At 63.3% G+C, this 22556-nt stretch carries 18 protein-coding genes, 1 tRNA gene and 1 pseudogene; 10 read left to right on the top strand and 10 right to left on the bottom strand.

The window, feature by feature from the left end; all coding sequences use genetic code 11:
• Window positions 1–30 precede the first annotated feature (30 nt).
• Window positions 31–1587 carry a TerC family protein gene (locus DWG20_RS02665; RefSeq protein ID WP_115432327.1) on the bottom strand — a complete coding sequence of 519 codons (1557 nt, stop codon included), beginning with the start codon at window positions 1585–1587 and terminating at the stop codon, window positions 31–33.
• Between the two features lie 370 nt (window positions 1588–1957).
• Window positions 1958–4690, bottom strand: a complete 2733-nt coding sequence (locus DWG20_RS02660) for a cation-translocating P-type ATPase (RefSeq protein ID WP_115432325.1) — start codon at window positions 4688–4690, stop codon at window positions 1958–1960.
• A gap of 482 nt (window positions 4691–5172) precedes the next feature.
• Between DWG20_RS02660 and DWG20_RS02655 the strand changes: the two genes are divergently transcribed.
• Complete coding sequence (locus DWG20_RS02655) at window positions 5173–6258, top strand: AI-2E family transporter (protein WP_115432324.1); 1086 nt, start codon at window positions 5173–5175, stop codon at window positions 6256–6258.
• 119 nt (window positions 6259–6377) lie between these two features.
• On the opposite strand, the gene DWG20_RS02650 is transcribed toward DWG20_RS02655, so the two are convergent.
• The gene (locus DWG20_RS02650) at window positions 6378–6695 is read right to left on the bottom strand and encodes a helix-turn-helix domain-containing protein (protein WP_115432322.1); all 318 of its coding nucleotides are present in this window, start codon (window positions 6693–6695) and stop codon (window positions 6378–6380) included.
• 70 nt (window positions 6696–6765) lie between these two features.
• Here DWG20_RS02650 and DWG20_RS02645 point away from each other — a divergent pair, with 70 nt between their 5' ends.
• On the top strand, window positions 6766–7635 hold the full coding sequence (locus DWG20_RS02645) for a sce7726 family protein (protein WP_115432320.1): 870 nt from the start codon (window positions 6766–6768) through the stop codon (window positions 7633–7635).
• Window positions 7636–7713: 78 nt separating this feature from the next.
• Window positions 7714–8694, top strand: a complete 981-nt coding sequence (locus DWG20_RS02640; protein WP_245944801.1) for a sce7725 family protein — start codon at window positions 7714–7716, stop codon at window positions 8692–8694.
• A gap of 184 nt (window positions 8695–8878) precedes the next feature.
• Here DWG20_RS02640 and DWG20_RS02635 read toward each other — a convergent pair whose 3' ends face one another.
• From DWG20_RS02635 to DWG20_RS02620, 4 genes are read right to left on the bottom strand one after another with little or no spacing between them, the layout of a single operon-like run.
• Window positions 8879–10378 (bottom strand): TniQ family protein, encoded by a 1500-nt coding sequence (locus DWG20_RS02635; RefSeq protein WP_181880958.1) that lies wholly within the window; start codon window positions 10376–10378, stop codon window positions 8879–8881.
• A 4-nt stretch (window positions 10379–10382) separates the two neighbouring features.
• Window positions 10383–11276, bottom strand: coding sequence for a TniB family NTP-binding protein (locus tag DWG20_RS02630; RefSeq protein ID WP_115432315.1), 894 nt, complete (start codon window positions 11274–11276; stop codon window positions 10383–10385).
• Window positions 11277–11281: 5 nt separating this feature from the next.
• Entirely contained in the window at window positions 11282–13174 is a 1893-nt protein-coding gene (locus DWG20_RS02625) for a Mu transposase C-terminal domain-containing protein (protein ID WP_115432313.1), read from the bottom strand.
• 2 nt (window positions 13175–13176) lie between these two features.
• Window positions 13177–13905 carry a TnsA endonuclease N-terminal domain-containing protein gene (locus DWG20_RS02620; RefSeq protein ID WP_115432311.1) on the bottom strand — a complete coding sequence of 243 codons (729 nt, stop codon included), beginning with the start codon at window positions 13903–13905 and terminating at the stop codon, window positions 13177–13179.
• 50 nt (window positions 13906–13955) lie between these two features.
• On the opposite strand from DWG20_RS02620, the pseudogene DWG20_RS02615 reads away from it, so the two are divergent.
• The 5 genes and pseudogenes from DWG20_RS02615 to DWG20_RS02595 form a co-directional block, all read left to right on the top strand.
• Window positions 13956–14609, top strand: a pseudogene (locus DWG20_RS02615) (ATP-binding protein); the annotation flags it as partial.
• A gap of 39 nt (window positions 14610–14648) precedes the next feature.
• Complete coding sequence (locus DWG20_RS02610) at window positions 14649–15380, top strand: SPOR domain-containing protein (RefSeq protein ID WP_115432308.1); 732 nt, start codon at window positions 14649–14651, stop codon at window positions 15378–15380.
• 53 nt (window positions 15381–15433) lie between these two features.
• On the top strand, window positions 15434–16048 hold the full coding sequence (locus DWG20_RS02605; protein ID WP_115432306.1) for a thiol:disulfide interchange protein DsbA/DsbL: 615 nt from the start codon (window positions 15434–15436) through the stop codon (window positions 16046–16048).
• A 78-nt stretch (window positions 16049–16126) separates the two neighbouring features.
• Window positions 16127–16945: an undecaprenyl-diphosphate phosphatase gene (locus DWG20_RS02600; protein ID WP_115432304.1), complete on the top strand. Its 819-nt coding sequence runs from the start codon at window positions 16127–16129 to the stop codon at window positions 16943–16945.
• Between the two features lie 50 nt (window positions 16946–16995).
• A tRNA-Met gene (locus DWG20_RS02595) sits at window positions 16996–17072 on the top strand.
• A 140-nt stretch (window positions 17073–17212) separates the two neighbouring features.
• Here the strand turns inward: DWG20_RS02595 and purB are convergent.
• From purB to ffh, 3 genes are all read right to left on the bottom strand, one after another.
• Window positions 17213–18583 carry an adenylosuccinate lyase gene (gene purB / locus DWG20_RS02590; RefSeq protein ID WP_115432302.1) on the bottom strand — a complete coding sequence of 457 codons (1371 nt, stop codon included), beginning with the start codon at window positions 18581–18583 and terminating at the stop codon, window positions 17213–17215.
• A gap of 125 nt (window positions 18584–18708) precedes the next feature.
• The gene (locus DWG20_RS02585; RefSeq protein ID WP_115432301.1) at window positions 18709–19617 is read right to left on the bottom strand and encodes an ATP-grasp domain-containing protein; all 909 of its coding nucleotides are present in this window, start codon (window positions 19615–19617) and stop codon (window positions 18709–18711) included.
• A 75-nt stretch (window positions 19618–19692) separates the two neighbouring features.
• Complete coding sequence (gene ffh, locus DWG20_RS02580) at window positions 19693–21048, bottom strand: signal recognition particle protein (RefSeq protein WP_115432299.1); 1356 nt, start codon at window positions 21046–21048, stop codon at window positions 19693–19695.
• 106 nt (window positions 21049–21154) lie between these two features.
• Here ffh and DWG20_RS02575 point away from each other — a divergent pair, with 106 nt between their 5' ends.
• Both DWG20_RS02575 and DWG20_RS02570 read left to right on the top strand, forming a co-directional pair.
• Entirely contained in the window at window positions 21155–21976 is an 822-nt protein-coding gene (locus tag DWG20_RS02575) for a cytochrome C assembly family protein (protein ID WP_115432297.1), read from the top strand.
• A 59-nt stretch (window positions 21977–22035) separates the two neighbouring features.
• The gene (locus tag DWG20_RS02570; RefSeq protein ID WP_115432296.1) at window positions 22036–22467 is read left to right on the top strand and encodes a ComEA family DNA-binding protein; all 432 of its coding nucleotides are present in this window, start codon (window positions 22036–22038) and stop codon (window positions 22465–22467) included.
• Window positions 22468–22556 lie beyond the last annotated feature (89 nt).

Here is a 22556-nt window from a genome sequence, read left to right as displayed (position 1 = left end):
CTGGCCTTCCGGCCAGGCAAGATCAGGGTATCAGTGAGGATCCGAGAGCGCGGGTTCGATCATGCGGATACGCACCAGTTCGATGCGACGCTCCGAAAGCTCGGCCACCTCGAAACGATAGGCGCCGATATCGAGCGTCTCGCCCAGCGCCGGCATATGGCCGCAGCGCACCAGCAGCAGCCCGGCCAGCGAAGCATACTCGTCGTTGGCGCTTACCAGCTCGACATCTCCCAACGCCTGTTCGAGCATGTGCAGGTCGGCGCCGCCCTTGACCAGCCAAACCGCGTCGTCGCGGACGATGTCCAGCGTTTCGTCCTCGTCGGGAAACTCGCCGGCGATCGCTTCCAGCACGTCGAGCGGCGTGACCAGCCCCTGCACCACGCCGAACTCGTCGGTCACCAGCACGAAACGCCCCTTGGCACGGCGCAGCACGCCGAGTAACTTGATCGCGTCCATGCTCTCGGGCACGACGATGGGCGAATGCTGGGCGGCGTAGTGCGCCAGCGACTGGCCGCTGTCGAGCGCGACCAACAGGTCCTTGGCGCGCGCCACGCCGACCACCTCGTCGAGCGTGCCGCGGCATACCGGGAACAGGCTATGCGGCGTGTCGAGCAGTTGCTGACGGATGTCGTGAGGGTCCCCGTTGCAGTCGACCCAGGACACCTCGGTGCGCGGTGTCATGATGGTACGGATCGACCGGTCGGCCAGCGTCAGCACGCCGCTGATCATGTAGCGCTCCTCGTCGCCGAAGGCCTCGACCGGCGCCTCGCTCGACTCGGACTCGGCGGATTCGGCCAACTCGTGGCGGCGGCGTGACCCCATCATGCGCAGGATCGCTTCGGCGGTGCGCTCGCGCATCGGCCGGCGCGACTCGTGCTTGACGAAGTTGCGCCGCGCGACCTGGTTGAAGGCCTCGATCAGGATCGAGAAGCCGATCGCGGCGTACAGATAGCCCTTCGGAATGTGGAAGCCGAAGCCCTCGGCCACCAGGCTCAGGCCGATCATCAACAGGAAGCTCAGGCACAGCACCACCACGGTCGGGTGCGCGTTGACGAAGCGCGTCAGCGGCTTGGACGCCAGCAGCATCACCGCCATCGCGATCATCACCGCCACCATCATCACGCCGAGGTTGTCGACCATGCCGACCGCCGTGATCACCGCGTCGAGCGAGAAGACCGCGTCGAGGGCGACGATCTGCGCCACCACGACCCAGAAGCCGGCGTAGACACGGCTACCGCTGTTCTCGTGGACCACGCCCTCCAGGCGTTCGTGCAACTCCATCGTCGCCTTGAACAGCAGGAACAGGCCGCCGAGGATCAGGATCAGATCCCGTCCGGAAAAGTCATGGCCGGCGAGCGCGAACAGGGGCGCGGTCAGCGTGACCATCCACGAGATGACGGACAAGAGGCCCAGCCGCATCAGCAGCGCCAGCGACAGGCCGATCAGGCGCGCCTTGTCGCGCTGCGCCGGCGGCAGTTTGTCGGCCAGGATGGCGATAAAGACCAGGTTGTCGATACCGAGCACGATCTCGAGCACGACCAGCGTCAGCAGGCCGATCCAAATCGACGGGTCCATCAGGAATTCCATATCACCCTCCTGGATAGAAGGCTGGTCCGGGGCGGACGGGATACGGTAGCGTGCTGGCGGGCGAGTTCAGTAGAAGCGCAAGCCCCAAAGGGGGGCGCGGACAGGGCGCACTGTGCAACGCGGGAAGGGAGCGGCGGGAACGTCAAGCAGCAACGTCGAGAACAGTCCATAGTGGCGGGACGGCGTCCCAAACCTCCTGAGGCAACAAAGGGCCCTCATCTTATCGGCAAACCGGGGGGCGATAAACACTTTTGTAACGGCTTGTAACCCCTGGCTTGCGACGGCTGAACCCCGGCGGCGATTGCCGCGCCCCGACCGGGCCATCCGGCCATCGCCGCTTCCCAAGAGCGAGCGTACGTCCCCAAGCGCACTATGCGCGTTTGCCCTGTTCTCTCAGGCGCCAGCAACGCTTTTCGAATGCAATAACCGGCAGGCCGATGAGTCCCGCCAGGACGGGTGCGATCCAATCCTCCGGGTCGAGCGGAGAAGTGTGGAACAAATGGTTCAGCGATGGCATGTAGACAAGTGCCAGCTGCAGCGCGAGCGTGGTGACGATGCCCTCATACACATGTCGGTTAGCAAACAAGCCGATATGCCAGACCGAGTTCGTTAGCGAGCGGCAGTTCAGCAGATAGATGGCCTGGAAGACGATGATGGTGGTCACCACCACCGTTTGGGACTCTGCAAGCGCTGCGGCCGGCAGGATCCCGCGCTCCAGATCGGGCAGGTATTCATAGAAGAATAAAGCAACGGCGCCCCCCGTCATCAACGTGGCAACCAGGAACGTGCGGACGACGATGAAGCAACTCAGCAGCGGCGCATTCGGTGCTCGAGGAGGGCGGTGCATGACATCAGGCTCCTTCGCTTCGAAGGCGAGCGGCAACGCCAATGCGATGGCGACCACAAGGTTGACCCACAGTATCTGCACCGGTTCGATCGGCATCAGCAGGTGCCCCTGCTGCTCAGGGAAAAAAAGCACCGCGACTAGAATGAGCATGGCCTGCCCCAGGCTGGTCGGCAGGATGAAGGCGAGCGACTTGATTAGATTGTCATAGACGCGTCGTCCTTCCTCCACTGCCGCGGCGATAGACGCGAAATTGTCGTCGGCCAACACCATGTCGGCCGCCTCCTTGGCGACGGCGGTGCCGCCAATCCCCATCGCGACGCCGATGTCGGCCCGCTTGAGAGCGGGAGCATCGTTCACCCCGTCGCCCGTCATCGCGACGACCTCGCCATTGGCCTGCAAGGCTTTGACCAATCGCAGCTTGTGCTCGGGGGCGACACGGGCGAAGACGTTGCTGCGCCCGACCAAACGCTCGAGTTCTTGATCGCTCGTGCCGGCCAGGCGATTTCCGACAACGACCTCATGCCCCGGCGTACGATCCAGCAGACCCAGTTGCACCGCAACCGCGCTGGCGGTTGCCGGGTGATCGCCTGTGACCATCTTGACGGTGATGCCGGCCCGATGACAAGCACGCACCGCGCCGATGGCCTCATCACGCAAGGGGTCGATCATGCCGACCAGACCAAGGAAACGTAACGACTGACCCAAGGTTTCCGGGTCAAGTCTCATCGCTCCCCCGGCCATCACGCCGGAAGCGACTGCCAGCACACGCATGCCACGGGCCGCAAACTCTTCCACGGCGTCGTGGATGCGCGCCGGCTGCAGTGCACTGCCGTCGGCAAAGCTGGAGCACATTCCGGACACCATCTCGGGAGCCCCCTTTAGACAAACCACTGTGCCGCCGGAGGGGCTGGCATGCAGGCTCGCCATGTATCGGCGTTGCGAGTCGAAAGGCACGACGTCTCGGCGGGGCCATGCCTCGCGTAGCGCGGCTTCGTCCATGCCGAGCTTTCGCGCAGCGACCAACAGCGCCCCCTCGGTGGGATCGCCGCCGATAGTCCAGCTCCCCGAAGCCTCGGCCAACGTGGCATCGTTGCACAGCACGCCTGAACGGAGCAGTTCGTCGACGTCGGGCGGTGGATCCATGATTTGCGCGCCGTCCCGGCTCAGGGTGCCGTGTGGGATATAGCCGGCACCGCTGAGACCGTATTCTCCGGTTGACGTCCACAACACTTGGACTGTCATTTCATTGCGGGTGAGCGTGCCGGTCTTATCGGTACAGATGACGGTCGTGCTGCCCAGCGTTTCTACGGCGGGCAGGTAACGAATGATGACGTTTCTACGGGCCATCATACGTACGCCAAGGGCGGAGGCGATGGTGACGACGGCCGGAAGTCCCTCGGGAATCGAGGCGACGGCCAGCGTTATGGCCGCGAAAGCACTGTCAAGAAAGGCGGCACCCCGCAGCACCCCGACAGCACAGATGAGGGTGGCGACGAGCAGGATGCCCAATGTGATGTGTCGGGCGAGCCCACCGAGACGGCGCTCCATCGGCGTCTGCGGCGCTGTCGTCTCGTGCAACAGGCCGGAGATGCGCCCCAATTCGGTGGCTCCCCCCGTCGCGACGACGAGGCCGACAGCAGCCCCGGAGGTAACGAGGGTTCCGCCAAAAGCCATGCAGAGGCGGTCGCCAACACCGGCATCGGCCGCTACCGGCTCAACCTGTTTGGTCGCCGGCAGCGACTCGCCGGTGAGTGCAGCCTCTTCGATCTGCAGACTCCGGGCTTCGATCAGGCGCAAATCGGCCGGAACCTTGTCTCCGGGTTCGAGCAGCACGATGTCGCCCGGCACGATGTCATGGGTCGGAATCTCAGCCGGCCCGCCTTCGCGCAAGACGGTCGCCTGTTCTGGCACCATGCGTGTCAGGGCCTCGATTGCCCTGCTCGCCCTGGACTCCTGGACGAAGCCGATCAGGGTGTTGAGGACCACCACGGCCAGCACGACAAAGCCGTCCGTCATCTTCCCCATGAGCACGGCCAGAATCGCCGCGACCAACAGGACATAGACCAGCGGATTGTTGAGTTGCCGAAAAAGGATCAGCAGCCCGCTGTCACGCTTGCGCCGCTGCAGACGGTTCGGCCCATGACGATGCAGGCGCTCTTGCGCCTCGGCTCCGGTCAGTCCCGCTGCTGAACTGTTCAGGAGCTCAAAGAGCTGCCCGACGCTAGCGGCATGCCAGTCAACGTTCCCGGTCGTCACTGCGACCTCCGTTGGACCGACACCCGCAGCGGTCGTCGTGGGACCGTTCCGGCCCCGCAGACGCCGACAGGCCGGTGGAACCGTGTGGATGGAGGGACTGCGGATGAGCAGATGCACCGCGGCAACGGCCGCAGCGCGACGCGGGAGAATGGTTCGGCTATCCGGCAAGCAGCGGGCAGCCCCGCCCACACTCCGGCATTTCGGCCATCGGGCTGGTCAGGCGTTTTCGCTTGGGAGGAGAAAGCGGTGAATGCCCCGCGTCCGAAACCGCGTACAACAGAAGCTCCCAACCGGGCAGCGAGCCTAAACGACGAACACCTTCGACTACCGGGGCCGTCCATAGTGCACCGGGCAGCACCCGGAGACTCCTTTCACTGGGTAAGGCAATTTCATTCTACAAAGAAAACAGCGCATGCCGAGAAGCAGTTGACCCCTTCCCCAACGGGCACTCCCAAAGAGCGTGCGTTCCGGACCTCATCTTTATGGCCACCGATGTCAAAACCGCCTTATGGGTGCGGCGCGCCCTTCTGATTTTCCTGCTGGGTGGATTGCTCGTTCTCTCCTTTGTCATCCTGCGGCCGTTTCTTGTCCCACTGGCTTGGGCCGGGATCCTTGTCTATGTCACATGGCCACTCAACGAATGGCTGCGACGCGTGCTGCGCCAGCGTCGAGCGTGGGCCGCGTTTCTATCCACGCTAGTGCTTGCCGCGGCCCTTGGTATCCCGCTCATCGGACTGACGGTCCTGTTGCGGGGTGAAGTGGTCGCCGCCTATCGCGAGGTGACCATGCTGATGAACGTTCAGGAGGCGGTGCCTGAGTCGCTTACGCGTTTGCCTTGGATCGGCGCCTGGCTGCAGGAATGGCTATCGGCCCTGCTCGGCGACCGCGAAGCACTTCGTGCGCAGATAGCGGCCTTGGTCAAGCGCTGGGGGGGCGAACTCGCGAGTCTGGCCGGCGATGTAGGGCTCAATGCGGTGCTACTGGGTTTGGCGCTGCTGACTGCCTTTTTCTTCTTCCGGGATGGGGAGCGCCTGATCGAACAATTCCGCCAGGCACTAGAAGGATTACTCGGCCCACGGGCACAGAACTATTTCGTTGCCGTCGGCAATACCACGCGGGCGGTCGTATTTGGCTTGTTTCTCGCCGCAATCGCCCAAGGAAGCTGTGCCGGAATCGGCTACTGGGTCGCCGGCGTTGATGCGCCGGTGTTCTGGGGCGTCGTCACGGCCATCATTGCGCTGATTCCATTTGGCGCACCACTTATCTGGGGATCGATCGGGATTTGGCTGCTCATCAGCGGCGAAACCATGACCGGAACCGGCCTTCTGCTTTGGGGGATAACGGTCGTGAGTTGGATTGACAACGTAGTCCGTCCGCTTGTCATCAGCGGAGCCACCGACATCCCGTTCTTGCTGGTAATGTTTGGCGTCCTTGGAGGGCTGGCCACGTTCGGTCCGATTGGCCTGTTCATCGGGCCCGTCATTCTCGCCGTACTGCTCGCGGTGTGGCGCGAATGGCTGGGCGCCCAACACGAGTCTCCGCCTTGTTCGCCTCCCCCCGCCATGTAGAAGAGCAATCAGTTTTTCATGGGTTTCTCAAGGATTCTGTGGGGCGGGCCAGATGTGGACTCGATGTCTTCGTTATTTCTGTTGGTTAGGGCGGGGTGCCCATGTGCCAATATCTTCCTCTAGGCATTGCGCGGTGCGGTCAATTCATTCAGCAGTTCGAACAATAGCGCCCGTGCCCGGGCGTGGGACGGCGCAGCCAGGCGCTGACGGATGGTTGTAAGGAGCGTTTCCAGGGAGACCTCCTCCTTGCTGGGTGTGGCCGCATTCAAAATATGCATGCAGTGCATAGTCACCTCAGTCGGCGGCACGCTCCGGCCGCGCTCGTAGCGGGAGATCAGGCTTTGGTCTTTGCCGAGCAGGGCTCCGAATTCTTGTTGATTCTTGTCGGAGAGATATCGCGCTTGGCGAACGAGTTCGGCAGGGGAGGTGAAATTCATGTGGCAAAAATCCAATTCGAATAATGCATTTGATGCATTAATGATATACTAGAATGCATCGTGTTAATGCATGGGTTGGATCATCATGGATCTGCGGGCTGTTGCCAGGTTGTTTTCCCGGGGGGCGCTCAAAGGATTGTCCGAAGAGGACGGGCTGAGTGCTTTCCGCGCGTTGGCACAACGCAGCGGGCTGCTGCATGAGGCGGGCAAGAGCGGGATGACCATCGGCGCCTTGCTGGATCAGGGATTCGATATCTTGGTGCAAGACTATCGCAACGAGTACGTCTACAAGAACTTGATCGCCCGCCAGCTGATGCTCGAGCGGCATGCGCCGGGTGAGGCGGTCCTGCTGTCCGAATTCCGCGCCTACGAGTCGCTGGCGGATCTGGTCATCCTCAACGGTACCTCGACCGTCTACGAGATCAAGTCCGAATTGGACAACCTCTCCCGTCTGGACAAGCAGCTAGACGATTATCTGAAGATCTTCGACCGGGTGAATGTGGTCACACACCACAGCTGTGCGGAGGTTTTCCTGAAACGCTTGCCGGCGAGGGTGGGGCTATTGGCGCTAGATGTGGACGGTCGTTTCGTCGAGGTCCGTGAGGCGGCCAGCAACCTCGACGAGGTGTCGTCACGGGCGATCTTCTATTCGCTGCGCCAAGCCGAATACGAAGCGGTACTGATGGCCGTCGACGGGGAATTGCCTGCTGCCGCGCCGGCGCTGCAGATGCGGGCGTGTGCTCAGCGCTTTGCCGAACTGCCGGCCCAGCTGGTTCACGAGATGATGGTGAACCTGCTCAAGCGGCGTGACCGATTGCACAGCCGCGATCTCTATACCCGTTCCCTGCCCAAGTCGATGGCGCATTTCGGGCTCAGTAGCAAGTTGACCCGTCAAGCCTCGCTGCAATTCAGTCGGGCGATGATGGCGTCCACGTTATAGCGTTGGCATAAATTCAGAATAAAGACATATCATCGCTTGGCCACCCACCGGAAACTGAAAGGATGCCAAGTGATCTACATGCCGTACTTGCTGTCGCGCGAGCGCGAAGGGGCCAGTCTCGCCCGGGCAAACGATATTCTTCCTCCGGCGGCCCCGGTGATCCCGATCATCGAACCCGTCTCGCGGACATGGCACACGCAGTGGTTCGGCCTGTCGCAATGGTTGAGCGGCGGGCGCCGGGCGTTGCTGATCGTTAATCCCTACCAGAACGATTTCGAAGGTGGTGCGCCGATCATCAGCTATGCCGAGATCAACCAGGCCGGCCTGTTGGATCAGAGCCGCATCGACGACAACGCGCTGCTCCCGACGCTGTTGATCCGCGAGCCGTTCGACCTCGAGGCGGTGCAGCATGTCCTCAGCGTCCAGCCCGTCAAGGCAGTCATTCACGCCTGCATGCTCGAGGCCGAGCCGCTTCGCGCCTTGCTTGCGGCCAGCGAGATCGAGTTCCACGTCTTTGACGATAATGCGACCAGCCGTGCTTACCGGCGTCTATTCTTGTCGCAAGGGCACACGGTGCTGCTGCGCGATGCCTTCGTCAAAACAGGCAGTAACCAGAAATACAGCGAAACGCCTTATCGTCTCCACGACCTGCCGAGCCAGGTACGGCGCGCGGAGGTGGCTGGCTTCGCCGACTACTTGATCGAAACCAAATCGTTCCCGTCCAACGGCGCCATGTCGCCGAAAGCCGCGGCGCTCCACCTCGGTTATCTCCCGCAAGGGGAGGAAGAGGTCTGGATGCAGCACTTCGTCGGTGGGCCGATCGTGGACGTGCCGCGTGTGGCCTACTCCGAACTGTTCCTGTTGGCCGCCGAAAAACTCGTCACCTTCAAGCGCGACCATCCCGAGGTCTGGCTGGACTCGCATGGTTGCAAGTTGCTGATCGACGCCTATAACCGGCGACAAAACATCCAGCCGGCCGACGTCAAGGAATACACGCTGCTCCACTACATCGAGACGATGAATCGCTTCTGCACCGAGGGGGCGTTCGGCGCCGCTTGAAGCTTGGCGGGGGACGCTTTCATACGTCATCGGCCTTGACCGGCCCCGAACAGGACGGGTCAAGGGTTGAGCACCGGGCCGCGCCTTCGGGCGTGGCCCGGTTTCTGTGTCTGCCAGGAAAGAGCGTGCCGGTGCGGGCGTTTCTCCGGCGGGATTCGACCCTGTTAGGAGGGGCGGAAACCGCTCAAGATCGATGTGGCGGAATGGTAGTCCATTGGCGGCAGGCATTCGCGCCAAGTCCTTTGCCGGTCCGCGCGTTAACGAACAGCCGCGGCTCGTCGGCGGCCGGATGCAGTTGCGGCCGCACGTGCCGGCAGTACCACAACAGCCAGGCGGCCGCTTGCGACGGCGTGTGGGGCACGTCATAGAAACTGACGGGAGGCATGTTGGGGACTCTGGCCCGCACATCGGCCAGTGTGAGTTGTGCCAAGGCCACGCCACTCAACCGCAATCCGTAGCGGGCGACCAGCATGAATTTCTGGCGCAGGAGCGTGAGTCGTTGGCTGGGCTCGAGGGTCGCGGCGATGTGGTGGTCGACGGTCACCACTGCCAGTTCGTAATCGTCCAGGCTTGGCCGGCGGCGCACATGGGTGTGCCGCCAGGCCGTCGTGATGTCCTTGCCGGCCAGACGGCGGGCGGCCCGCAAATTGTGCGTGCCCGTGTGTTTCGTAATAACAGACATGATCGCTTCGGCTTCCGGTTCCAAGGTCGGTGCGCTTAGGTGAGCCAAGGGATGTACGACGCGGAAGTACCAGTACGGTAGGGGGCGGGTCGCTGAACACAGCTCGGCTCCGCGCAATCGCTTGGTCGCGATCGTGTCCAGGAAGTGCTGCGGCCAGTGTTCCAGCCATTCGCAGAGCTGCAGCAGGTCGGCGCGCCTGTCCTCGAGAGACCTGGTCTCGAATACCGCGCGGCGCGCGGTGCCAGGGACCATGCGGTTGAGCCCGCGTAAGCCATTGCTCAGCAGCGCGCGCAAGCCTTCGAAGAACAGCACGGAATGGAGCGAGGGATTGTCGTCCCAGTCGATGTAACCCTGGGCAAGGGCCTGCTCCAGCCGGCTTTGGAAGGCCACAAGCGCGGCGCTCGCCGGCGCTAGGGGCTGCTGAGTCAGCCATCCCTGGCAGGCGTGGCAACGTATCAAGGTCACAGGTGTTGGAATCAGGCAGCGGGCCTTCATGTCCGTTCGATGTGGCGCTACCGGGGCGCCGCAACTGGGGCAGCGGTCGACCAGCTCACAACGGTGCTTCACGCAGACGCTTGCCCAGGCGATCCGCCATAGTCGCCGGTAGTAACGGTCCGATTCTTCGGTCAGACAGGCAGGGCAGTACATCAGGCCGGGATGGCGACGATTGCGGTGGAAAACGCCGAGCGGCACGATCCAATGGCTATGGCCATGACTCGCGATGGTTTCGCTCAGCCATCCTTCCAAGTCGACCAAGGTGGTCCGGCGCGTTTGCTCGACCGGGGCTCCCGTGGCCAGGCTGAGCCTGGCCAGCACCCCGTCGGGAGCCAGCCGATCAATATCCCGGTTCCAGATCGGACTGCCTTGGCCGAACAGCATCGTGCACAGGCTCTCGACCTTGAGTTGGTGGGCATGGGCGAGACGGACCAGCCACGAGCTGAGCAGCTCGTCGTCACGGGGTTTCAGGTGGAGGGGCAGCCGTCCTTCCGGCAGCCCCGCCAAGCGCTCAGAGGGGTTCCTCTCCCTGGCTGACGCGTCGCGCGACGTATGGGCAGGCATCGATCACCTCCGGGGTAATGCGCTCGACGTCGCTGCGGATCGCCTGTTGCGCGGCGCTGCGCAGGATCTTGGCCAGCTCGCCGATCACGCCCTCACTCATGCCGAACAGCTTGCGCGCCAACTCTCCCTTGTAGATATCCGAGGGTTCCCGCAGGGGCAAGGTGTATTCGAAGCTGAACAGCAAGCGACGGAAGGGCTCGCCTTCCTGCCAGCGAGGCAAGGTGCGGATCGGGAAGCGGCTTTCGATTTGCGCGTCGCTCCGGACGGCCTGCATCGCGTCGGGCGTGCCGGCCGCGACGATGCTGATCTGCAGCTCGTTGCTCAGGTATTTCAGCATGTTTAGAAAGAAGCGCTGCTTGGTCACGCTACCGGCCAGCAGAGCGTTGAGCTCATCAATCAACAGGATGCGGGTCTGTACCTGCCTGAGCACCTCCATCAGCTGCAAGAGCTTGCGGTCGGCGGCCTCGTTGGACTTCACCGTGATGCCCAGCATCATCAGCATCTTGTTCAAGAAAATGTGTTCGCTTGGGCCCGGCGGTGACTGGATGTAGACCACCGGCGCATAGATGGTGTCGAGGTCGAGTTGTTCGTCTGCCGGATGGCGCTTCAGGAATTCGCGCAGGATCTCCGTCTTGCCGTTGTTCGACCGGCCTACCAGCAACAGGTTTGGCATCCGGTTGCTGCGCGGATGCACCAGCAGGTCCTCCATCTCGGCCAGGATTTCCGCGGCCCTCGGATAGGGGATGAACAAGGGGGCGTCGATGTGGGCAATCCGCTCCTCGGGCGGCGCGTTCAGCAGCGAAGCTGCGCGAGCGGACAGTTTGCGTGGGGAGGACGTCATGAAGGTCAGGCTTCCCGGATGTCGTCGAAGGGGAGGATGTCCTCATCGGGCTCCGGCGGGAGCGGTCGAGAGGGGACCTCGGTTGGCGGGGGGGCCGAGTGGGACTGGCTGCGAGGTTTGCCCCACCCTTTCTGGCGCTGCTGCATGCGCCGGGCGGCCTTGGTCTTCTGCGCCTCGCGGGCCACCAATTCGCGCATCTGGTCGATGGTCCGGAAAATCAGCTCCTCGTTGGTGTTCGAGGTGGACTCCGCACGGAGCTGTTTCTTCGCTTGGCGCAGCTCCCACAGGCTGATCGATGGGCGAGCCAGATTGCGATAGGGCAGTTCGAGGTAATGCCGGCCGTCCGGTTCGAACAGCCAGATCCGGCTCAGGTCGCGCGGATCGTAACGGCAGACGAACTGCCGCTTAAGCTTCTGGCTAGCCGGATCCTTGGCGTGTACGAGGCGTCGCAGCGCATCCGACCAATAGGTCACGCCCTCGAAGGCAATGCCATATTCCTGCACTGTGCGTTCGGCGTAGGGCAGGAAGTCGAGTCGCAAACGCTCCTCGTCGGGATAACGGGCCGGGATACCTCGTCCCAGAACGGTCGAGCCGTTGCCCAACAGCCCGAGTTCCCACTGGGACTGCGGCGAGCGACCGTCGTTGCCCTTGTGGGGGCGCTGGTGGTAACAGCCGAGCAAGAAGCGGGTGAACCAGATCTCCAGCGCGTCGAGCGTCATGACCGCGCGCCCCTCTGCATCGTAGTCGCGCCGCATCCTGGGGTTGGAGAAAGTGGTGCCGGGTAGCTCGTTGTGCACTTCACCCATGTAGGTGCGGAATGCCCGCTCGACATGGCCGCCATACTGGGGGCGGCCCTTCGGGCGCCGCTGGGCGATGATGCCGTACTCCTGTGCAGCCCGCCCCAGCATGGTGCCGCGGAACTCCTTGGCGTTGTCGGTATGGATCGTGCGCATCAGCCCCCAGCAGGACCAGTCCAGATCATCGATGCCTAGGTGCTGCAGATAGGCTTCCTTGCCGAGGATGGCACGCGAGAGACACAAGCCGGTCGACAACGCGCCGGCCGGATCGAGCGAGATGTAAAACCCCATCACCATCTTGCTGAAGACGTCGACGGCCAGGGTCAGATAGGGACGACCGATCGGCAGGCGATGCACATCGTCCACGACGATCACATCCATCGGGGTATGGTCGATCTGCACCACGGCCAAGGGATAGTCCGCCCCCGGAAAACTGCCCAGGATCGGCTGAAATTTCTCGTTGGCGGCTTTGTAACCCTCCCGCTTGCGGACGCGGAGGGATTCGTCGATGGCGAGAATCCGGTTGCGGACCGTATTCGGGTCCGGCGGCGTCAGTCCCGCCGCCAGGCAGCGCTTGCGGACTTCGAACGCTGTCTTGGCCGGGGTGCGTCGTTGGCTGGTGAGATAAAACGTTTCGATGCAGCTCTTGATGACATCTTCGACTTGCGGGTCGAGACGACGCTCACCCTTGTCCTTACGTGGCTTGCGCAACAGGGACGAGACGAGGCCGCTGTTTTCGTAGTCGAGCAACCAGCGATAGACCGTGGCCGGATGCTTATGCAAGCGCTCGGCCAAGGCATTGACGTCGGCGCGGGTACGCTGGCCACGGCCTTTCTCGACCAGCGGCTGCAAGGCCGAGGCGATTTCGCAGGCGCACTCCCATTCTTCGCGTGGAATCGTCAGCAGGTCGCGGTGGGGGCGATCGCCGTGCGCCGGCGAGAGGTCGGGCTGCAGTTCGGCAGCGGGCCGGGTGTGGCGTTGGCCGTGGTCGTCTTCGACCAGCACCGTCGTTGCATTCAGTAGGTCGACGACGACATAGCGGCGCTCGGCATCGTAGACCACCAAGCCGGGAAGCAAACGGAGCATGGGGAGAGTGGCCATCTTCAATTGTTCTCGTTCGCCGGCGCATCCGCTTGCAGGATGGGGTGCAGCCAGATCCGCGTTTCCATCGACAAGGGAAGGCTCAGATCGCACAACACGCTCTGCTTGGCGATCAGGCACCACAGCGTCCACAGTCCTTCGCCACGGCCGGCGCGGTTCTCGGCGAGATAGCACGCCTCGAGCAGACCGCCGATGCTGGTTTCTTCCATGTCGTCCAGCATGCGCACTAGGCGGGCGCGATGGCCGTGATGCTCCGGCGCGAAACGATAGGGCCAGAGGAACTGGATGTTCTGCAGCAAGACCGTGCGGATGCGGCTTTCGGTAAAAAGGCGGAATTCCCAGCCCCGTTCCCTTGCATACGCGCGCGCGGCCTTGAACTTGGGCTTCAGCGTCTTCCAGTTGCGGGCGAGCTCGTCGCGGTACTTCACCTCGCACAACACAGGCTTGCGGACGGGAACTCCAGTCGCGGCATCGGAGACAAAGCTGGCCAGCAGGTCCGGCGTATAGGTGTGTCGTCGACCATCCTGGCCCTGAAACGGGATCTTGACCGGCTGGACCTGGAACCAGTCGAGCTCGTTGTTCCATGCCATAACTATGATCAGGTCGCGCTCGAGCGAGGATTCGAACTCTTTGCCGAGCAGTTCACCGGTCAAGCTGATAGCATTGATCGGGATGCGGCGAACAGATTCGGGCGTACCCACGTTTAGCACCCAAGCATCTTTTAGTCGCATTGATTGTTCCTGTAAAAGTGGCTAGTCGCAATTACTATTGGTTTTTACACTCCGACCCGCGCCCCGGCGAAATCAGCCTCGCGCACCACGGCGTCCTCTTCCTCGACGAACTCCCCGAGTTCGACAGGAAGGTGCTCGAAGTGCTGCGCGAGCCGTTGGAAAACGGCCAGATCCATATCTCGCGCGCGGCGCGTCAGGCGACCTATCCGGCGCGTTTCCAGCTGGTCGCGGCGATGAACCCTTGCCCGTGCGGGTTTTACGGTCATCCGTCCGGACGTTGCCGTTGCACGCCCGAGCAGCTTGGCCGCTATCGCGGTAGAATCTCCGGGCCTTTGCTCGACCGCATCGACCTCGCGGTCGAAGTGCCCAGCCTCGCGCCGCAGGAGTTGCAGGCCGCGTCGAGCGGTGAAACGAGTGCGGTGGTTCGCGAACGGGTCGAGGCGGCACGCGAGCGACAATTGGCGCGTCAGGGCAAGCCGAACGCCTGGCTCGGCGGCAGCGAGCTCGAAAAATCGAGCCAGGCCGAACCCGAAGCGCTCGCGACGCTCACCAGGGCGAGCGAAAAACTCGGTCTGTCGGTCAGAAGTTTTCACCGCGTGTGGCGGGTCGCCCGTACCGTGGCCGACCTCGAAGGCTCGGCCAACGTTGGCCGGGCCCATGTATTGCAGGCGATCCAGTTGCGCCGCGCCCTGGTCAACGACTAGGGCGGGCATATCGATGAAACATTGTTTGGTAAAGGTTGCATGAGCAATCGCGATTTCAAGAACACCTCCCGCTCGTCGTCTTCGCGTCCCCGTGGCAAGGCCGCTTCCAGCAAAGGAGGGGGCGGCATCCTCGCCGGTCTGCTGATCGGCCTCATTATCGGCGTCGCCGTGGTCGTCGGCGCGGTGATGTATTTCAACCGGGTGTCGACGCCGTTCAGCAACCTGGAAAAGAACCAGCGCGAAGAGGCCGCGGGCGCGGACGACAAGCCCGAAATCCTCGCGCCGGGCACGCGGATCGCCGAGGCCATCCCGGAGACCGCTTCCCAGCCTAGCGCCGTGCCCGCGCCGGCCGCCACGCAGGCGCCCGCCACCGCGCCGCAGCCTGTCGCCAAGGCCGAAACACCGAAGCAGCCGGCCGCGCCGAAAGAGGAAGAGCCGCAGTTCGACTTCTACAAGATCTTGCCGGGCCAGCTCGACGCCGTGCCGGGCGAGGGCGGGAAAAATGGCAAGGAACCTTCGGCGCCGGCCGCGGCCAAAAAGTCCTACCTGCAGGCAGGGGCCTTCCAGCACGAGACGGAGGCTGACAACCTGAAGGCCAAGCTGGCGCTGCTCGGCGTCGAGGCAAAGATCCAGTCGGTCAATGTGCCGGACAAGGGGCTCGTGCACCGTGTGCGCGTCGGTCCGTTCAGCCGCCCCGAAGACCTCGAGCGCGTCCGTTCCCAGCTCAAACAGGACGGCATCGATACCGCCGTCGTCAAGGTCGACAATTAATCGAAAGCGCCGCCGGCTGGCGGCGTGATTTACCCAATCGCGGAGAAGATTTGATGAAGAAACTCGCGCTCGTGGCGTTGCTGTGCGCCACTTCGTTCGCGCAGGCGGCAATCACCCTGGGTAAGGACTACACCGTGCTCGCCAAGCCGCAGCCGGTCGCCAACCCGAAAAAGGTCGAAGTGATCGAGTTCTTCTCCTACACCTGCATCCATTGCTACCACCTCGAGCCGACGCTCTCGGCGTGGGAGAAGAAGCGCCCGGCCGACGTGGATTTCCGCCGTGAGCAGATCGTCTGGGGCCAGAGCATGGAAGGCTTCGCGCGCCTTTACTCGACGCTGAACGTCAGCGGCCTGCTCGGCAAGCTGCACCAGCCGGCCTTCGAGGCGGTGCTGAAGCAGAAGACCAACCTCGGCGACGAGGCGGTGCTGTCCGGCTGGATCAAGCAGCAAGCGGGTGCCGATGCGGGCAAGTTCATGCAGACCTACAAGTCTTTCGGCATCAACGCTCAAGTGAAGCGTGCAAGCAAAATGACGCGTGACTATGCGATCGAGGGCACGCCGACCATCGTTGTCGCCGGCAAGTACGCGACGCTGCCGGCCGAGCCGGCCCGTCTGATGCAGGTCGTCGACGAGCTCGTCGCCAAGGCGCGCCAGGAACGGAAAAAGTAAGCCGGTAAGACCGGTTTGATCCTGCCAGGGGCAGCATAGGCTGCCTTTCTTTATTTCGAATCCGACCGAGAATTACACGTGGATATTCTGATGTTGGCCAAGGCGCTGCTTCTTGGCTTTGTCGAAGGCCTGACCGAGTTCCTGCCGATTTCCAGTACCGGCCACCTGATCGTGATCGGCGACCTGATCAACTTCCAGAACGACGGCAAGGTGTTCGAGGTGGTGATCCAGCTGGGCGCCATTCTCGCCATCGTGTGGGAATACCGCGCGCGCTTCATCGGCGTGGCGCGCGGCCTCGGGCGCGACCGCCTGGCCAACCGCTTCGTGCTGAACCTTTTCATCGCCTTCCTGCCGGCGGCGATCATGGGAGCGCTGTTCATCAAGCCGATCAAGGCGCACCTATTCAACGCGGTCAGCGTCGCGACCGCGCTGGTCGTCGGCGGTCTGGTCATTCTGTGGGTGGAGCGGCGCGACAACCATGTGCGCGTGCGCTCGGTCGACGAGATGCGTCCGCTGGACGCGCTGAAGGTCGGCCTCGCGCAGATGCTGGCGCTGATCCCGGGGACGTCGCGTTCGGGGTCGACCATCATCGGCGGCATCGCCTTCGGCCTGTCGCGCCAGGCGGCGACCGAGTTCTCGTTCTTCCTCGCGGTGCCGGTGATGTTCGCGGCGACCTTCTACGACGTCTACAAGCACCACGAACTGTTCGGCTCGGCCAACCTCTCGGTGATCGGCGTCGGCTTCGTCGCGGCCTTCCTCAGCGCCTTCGTCGCGGTGCGCGGCCTGATCCGCTTCGTGTCCGGCCACAACTACGTGCCGTTCGCGTGGTACCGCATCGTGTTCGGCCTGTTCATCCTGCTGTCATGGAAGTTCGGCTGGGTCGACTGGACGGTTTGAGATAGTTCTTGACGGTAAGCGATCCTTGCCGTATATTTTGTCTTCTCTGACGCGGGGTGGAGCAGTCTGGTAGCTCGTCGGGCTCATAACCCGAAGGTCGTAGGTTCAAATCCTGCCCCCGCAACCAAATACAGAAAAACCCGCGCTGTCGCCAAGACAGCGCGGGTTTTTTCATGCCTTTTTTCGGCTTAGGCCCGTTGGCCCGTTTCATCGGGCCCAAAAAAAGCGCCTGCATGAGCAGGCGCTTTTTTGTGGGGCGAAACGCGCTCAGATGCGGCGCGCGAGCTCTTCGGCCTTGCCGAGGTAGCTGTCCGGCGACAGCGTCAAGAGGCGCTCTTTTTCCGCTTCGGGGATCTCGAGCGTCTTGATGAAGGCGGCCAGCGCGTCGCGGCTGATGCCGTCTTTGCCGCGCGTCAGCTCCTTGAGCTGCTCGTACGGGTTGGCGATGCCGTAGCGGCGCATCACGGTCTGAATCGGCTCGGCCAACAGCTCCCAGGTCGCGTCGAGGTCGGCCTTCAGCGCGGCGGGGTTGGCTTCGAGCTTGGAGAGGCCGCGCTGGCAGGACTTGTAGCCGAGCAGGCTGTAGCCGAAGGCGACGCCCATATTGCGCAGCACGGTCGAGTCGGTCAGGTCGCGCTGCCAGCGCGACAGCGGCAGCTTCTCGGCCAGGTGCGACAACAGTGCGTTGGCGATGCCGAGGTTGCCTTCCGAGTTCTCGAAGTCGATCGGGTTGACCTTGTGCGGCATGGTCGAGCTGCCGACTTCGCCGGCCTTGACCTTCTGCTTGAAGTAGCCGAGCGAGATGTAGCCCCAGATGTCGCGGTTGGCGTCGATCAGGATGGTGTTCACGCGCGTCTGGATCTGGAACAGCTCGGCCATGTAGTCGTGCGGTTCGATCTGGATCGTGTACGGGTTGAAGGTGAGGCCGAGGCCCGACACGAAACGCTCAGCGAGGCTTTCCCAGTCGACCAGCGGGTAGGCGGCGAGGTGGGCGTTGTAGTTGCCGACCGCGCCGTTGATCTTGCCCAACAGTTCCTGCTTGACCAGCTGTTCGCGCTGGCGCTTCAGGCGGTAGACGACGTTGGCCATCTCCTTGCCCAGGGTGCTCGGCGTCGCCGGCTGGCCGTGCGTGCGGCTCATCATCGGCAGCGCGGCGAGGTCATGCGCGAGCTCGGTGTAGCGGCCGATCAGTTCGTCGAGCGCCGGCAGCATCACGGTGTTGCGCGCGGTCTTCAGCATCAGCGCGTGGCTGAGGTTGTTGATGTCTTCCGACGTGCACGCGAAGTGGATGAACTCGCTGGCGGCGACCACTTCCGGGTTGTCCGACAGCCGCTCTTTCAGCCAGTACTCGATCGCCTTCACGTCGTGGTTGGTGCGCGCCTCGATCGCCTTGATCGCCTCGGCGTGTTCGAGGCTGAATTCGGCGATCAGGTCGTCGATCTCGCGGATCGTCGACTCGGAGAACGGCTTCACTTCCTCGATGCCCGGCTCGGCGGCCAGCATCTTCAGCCATTCGAGCTCGACCTTGATGCGGAATTTCATCAGGCCGTATTCGGAGAACAAGCCGCGCAGCGGATCAACCTGGCCGGCGTAACGGCCGTCGAGCGGGGAGAGGGCGAGGAGCGGGGTCTGGTTCATGCTATTCCTGCTTTCGTTGGCGCCGGCGGGAGGCCGGCATGCGGTCCGGGCAAGATGAGGCTGCCGCGAAACCCGTAATGATGGCACCGGCGCGCGCCGCGCGCCATGCCGTATAACCCTTGATTTCAGTCGCTTAAGGCGGCCAGGCGCCGCGCGAGGCCCTCGGCCAAGGTATCGGCAGCTTCGGGGTGGAAGCGGAAGAACAGCTCGGGTTCGACCATTTCCAGTTCCATCAGCGCGAGGCGTCCGTCGTTGTCGCGGACCGCGTCGACGCGCGCGTACAGCACGTCGAACGGCACCGCGGCGACCGCGGCCTCGGCGAAGGCGATCTCTTCCGCGTCGGGCTCATGCGGGTGCACCATGCCGCCCCAGTCGTCCTGCACGCGGAAGTCGCCGGCCTTTGCGGTCTTGCGGATCGCGTGCGTGACGTGGCCGTCGATCACCATCAGCGACAGCTCGCCCTCACCGGTGATGTTGCGCTGGAACGGTTGCAGCATCAGCGCCTCGGCGGCGACAAGCTCGGCAAACGTGGCTTCGTGTGCTGTGGTGTCTTCCGGTTTCAGCCGGTAGGTATGGCGCGCGCCGCCCGAGATCGCCGGTTTCAGGATGACATCGGTCCAGCCACTATCGGCGATGGCCTCGGCCAACGTTCGTGCGTCGCCGACCTCGATGAAGCGAGTCGGGACGATATTGATCCCGGCCTCGGCGAGTTGGCCGAGGTAGTGCTTGTCGAGGTTCCAGTGGATCAGCGCCGCCTCGTTGAAGAGCCGCGTGGCTTGGCCCACTTTGGCCAGCCACGGCGCGAACTCGGCGAAGCGGTGGAAGTAGTCCCAGGTGGTGCGGAACACAGCCGAGCGCGTCTCAGACCAGTCGAATTCGGGGTCGGCCCAGTCGAGTCTTGCGACCTTGAAGCCCCGGCGGCGCAGCGCGTCGGCGACGAGATTGTCCTCGTGGTGGATCTGGCGCGTGTACCAGCAAGTCTCGTCGGCGGCGAGGTAGCGGCCCTCGGTGAGGACCACGGCGTCGTACTGCATGATCTTCCTTCGTGTTGCCGTTCTGCTTTGCAAGGTTGGCCGAGCCCCGCCCGACGATTGGCACGCCCGCCCGCTTTACATGCCGGGCAGTCCGCCCTTCATGCCGCGCATCAGCTTCATCATCCCGCCCTTGGACGAGAACTGCTTCATCATCTTTTGCGTCTGCTCGAACTGGTTCAAGAGCTTGTTCACTTCCTGCACCGTCACGCCCGAGCCGGCGGCGATGCGGCGCTTGCGGCTGGCCTTCAAGAGTTCGGGCTTGCGGCGTTCCGCCATCGTCATCGAGTTGATGATGCCCTCGATACGACGGGTGGCCTTGTCGGCCTCGGCGCCCTGCACGCCCTTGGCCATCTGGCCGATCTGGCCCGGCATCTTTTCCATCAGGCTGGCCATGCCGCCCATCTTCTTCATCTGCTGGATCTGCGCCTTGAAGTCCTCGAGGTCGAAGCCCTTGCCGGACTTCAGCTTCTTGGCCATCTTGGCCGCTTCTTCCTGGTCGATGCCCTTCTGCACGTCCTCGATCAGCGAGAGCACGTCGCCCATGCCGAGGATGCGGCTGGCGATCCGGTCCGGGTAGAACGGCTCGAGGCCGGTCAGTTTCTCGCCGACGCCGATGAACTTGATCGGCTTGCCGGTGACGTGGCGCACCGACAGCGCCGCGCCGCCGCGCGCGTCGCCGTCCATCTTGGTCAGGATCACGCCGGTCAAGGGCAGCGTCTCGTTGAACGCCTGCGCGGTGTTGACCGCGTCCTGGCCCTGCATCGCGTCGACGACGAACAGCGTCTCGATCGGGTTCAGCGCGGCGTGCAGTTCCTTGATCTCGGCCATCATCGCCTCGTCGATCGCGAGGCGACCGGCGGTGTCGACCAGCAGCACGTCGAAGAAGTGGCGTTTGGCATGGTCGATGGCGGCGCGCGCGATCGCCTCGGGCTTCTCATCGCCGGCAGACGGGAACCACTCTACGCCGACCTGCTCGGCCAACAGTTTCAGTTGCTCGATGGCGGCCGGACGGTAGACGTCGGCCGACACCACCAGCACCTTCTTCTTGTGCTGTTCCTTAAGATGCTTGGCGAGCTTGCCGACGGTGGTCGTCTTGCCCGCGCCCTGCAGGCCGGCCATCAGCACGATCGCCGGCGGCACCGCGGCGAGGTTGAGCGAGTCGCAGGTTGCGCCCATCAGCTTGACAAGCTCGTCGTTGACGACGCCGACCAGTGCCTGGCCCGGCGTCAGGCTGCCGATCACTTCCTGGCCGAGCGCGCGCTCTTTCACGTGGGCGACGAAGGTCTTCACCACCGGCAGCGCGACGTCGGCCTCCAACAGCGCCATGCGCACTTCGCGCATCGCGTCCTGGATGTTCGATTCGGAGAGGCGTGCCTGGCCCTTCAGGTTTTTGATCACGCCGGAGAGGCGCGAGGTCAGGTTGTCTAGCATGGTGGGTCCTTCGGTATGCCAACGTGCGACGAGGTTGGTGTATCCTTTTCGAAGCTGACATTTTACACGAGCCACCGGCGCTGCGTCCGGTTGGGCCGTTGCCCCGATGACTGGATACCCGTTTTTACTTTCTCTGTTGCTGATCGCCGCCTATGCCGGCCTTTCCTGGCACGACTTCGGCCGCTGGCGCGGCGTGGCGACCTGGCCGCGCCGGCCGCGTGTCGAGCAGGCGCTGCTCGGCGGCTTGTTGCTGGTCCACGCCTGGTTGCTGTTCGTCCCGTGGTCGCATGCCGGACCGGCGGTGCTCGGCGTCGGCCAGGCGCTGTCGATGGTGATGTGGCTGATGCTCGTCATCTACTGGACCGGCAGCTTCTTCTACAAGCTCGACGGGCTGCCGCTATTCATCCTGCCGTTTGCCGCGCTGGCGGTGCTGTTGACGCTGCTGTTGCCTGGCCGGCCGATTCCCTACCATCTGAATACGCCCGACTTCGCGCTGCACCTGATCGTGTCGATGCTGGCGTACAGCCTGTTGGCGATCGGTGCCTTGCTGGCGCTGTTGATGCTGGTGCTGGAACGCGCCTTGCACCAGAAGCAGCGCTCGCCGCTGATGCGCAACCTGCCGCCGCTGTTGAGCCTGGAGCAATTGATGTTCCAGGCGATAGGCTGGGGTTTCGTGCTCTTGACGCTGACGCTGGCGAGCGGCGTGCTTTTCTCCGAGCAACTGTTCGGCGTGCCGGTCACGTTCAACCACAAGACGGTGTTCGGTGTGCTGTCGTGGCTGTTGTTCGGCGGGCTGTTGATCGGTCGTCGCCGCTACGGCTGGCGCGGTAGGCTCGCGATACGCTGGACGCTGGCGAGTTTCGCCTTGCTGCTGTTTGCGTATATCGGCAGCAAAGTGGTTCTGGAATTGATTTTGCACAGGATTTAGCCCTATGTCATAGTGAGGATGCGCCTGCGCATTCACACAACCCAAGGGAGCGTGCTGTCATGAAAAAACTGCTGGCCGTTGTACTGAGTCTGTTCTTCTTCAACATCGCCTTCGCGGCGGTCAACCTGAACACCGCCAATCAGCAAGAGCTCGAAGCGCTGAACGGCATCGGCCCGGCCAAGGCCAAGGCCATCCTCGACTACCGCACCAAGAACGGCCCGTTCAAGACGGTCGACGACCTGAAAAACGTGCCGGGCATCGGCGACAAGACGCTGGAGAAGCTGCGCAAGGATATTTCGACCAGCGGCCAGACGACCCTCCCGGCCAAGCCGGCCGGTAAGCCGGCCACTGCGGCCAAACCGGCGACCGACGCCAAGCCTGCCACCACCAAAGCGGTGACCGGCGCCAAACCGGCGGACGGTAAGACCAAACCGGCAGCCAAGCCAGCCGACGGCAAGGCCAAGCCGGCAGAGCCTGCGCCGAAGCCGTAAGCGTACGCGATCACAAAAAAAAGCCACCCCGAGCGGGTGGCTTTTTTGCGCGCGGTCTTCCGGCGCTGAGAATCGTGCCTGCCGGACGG

This window comes from Crenobacter cavernae, from assembly GCF_003355495.1.
In the GTDB taxonomy this organism is placed as follows: Bacteria; Pseudomonadota; Gammaproteobacteria; order Burkholderiales; family Chromobacteriaceae; genus Crenobacter; species Crenobacter cavernae.
This window is presented reverse-complemented; position numbering and strand designations above follow the sequence as displayed.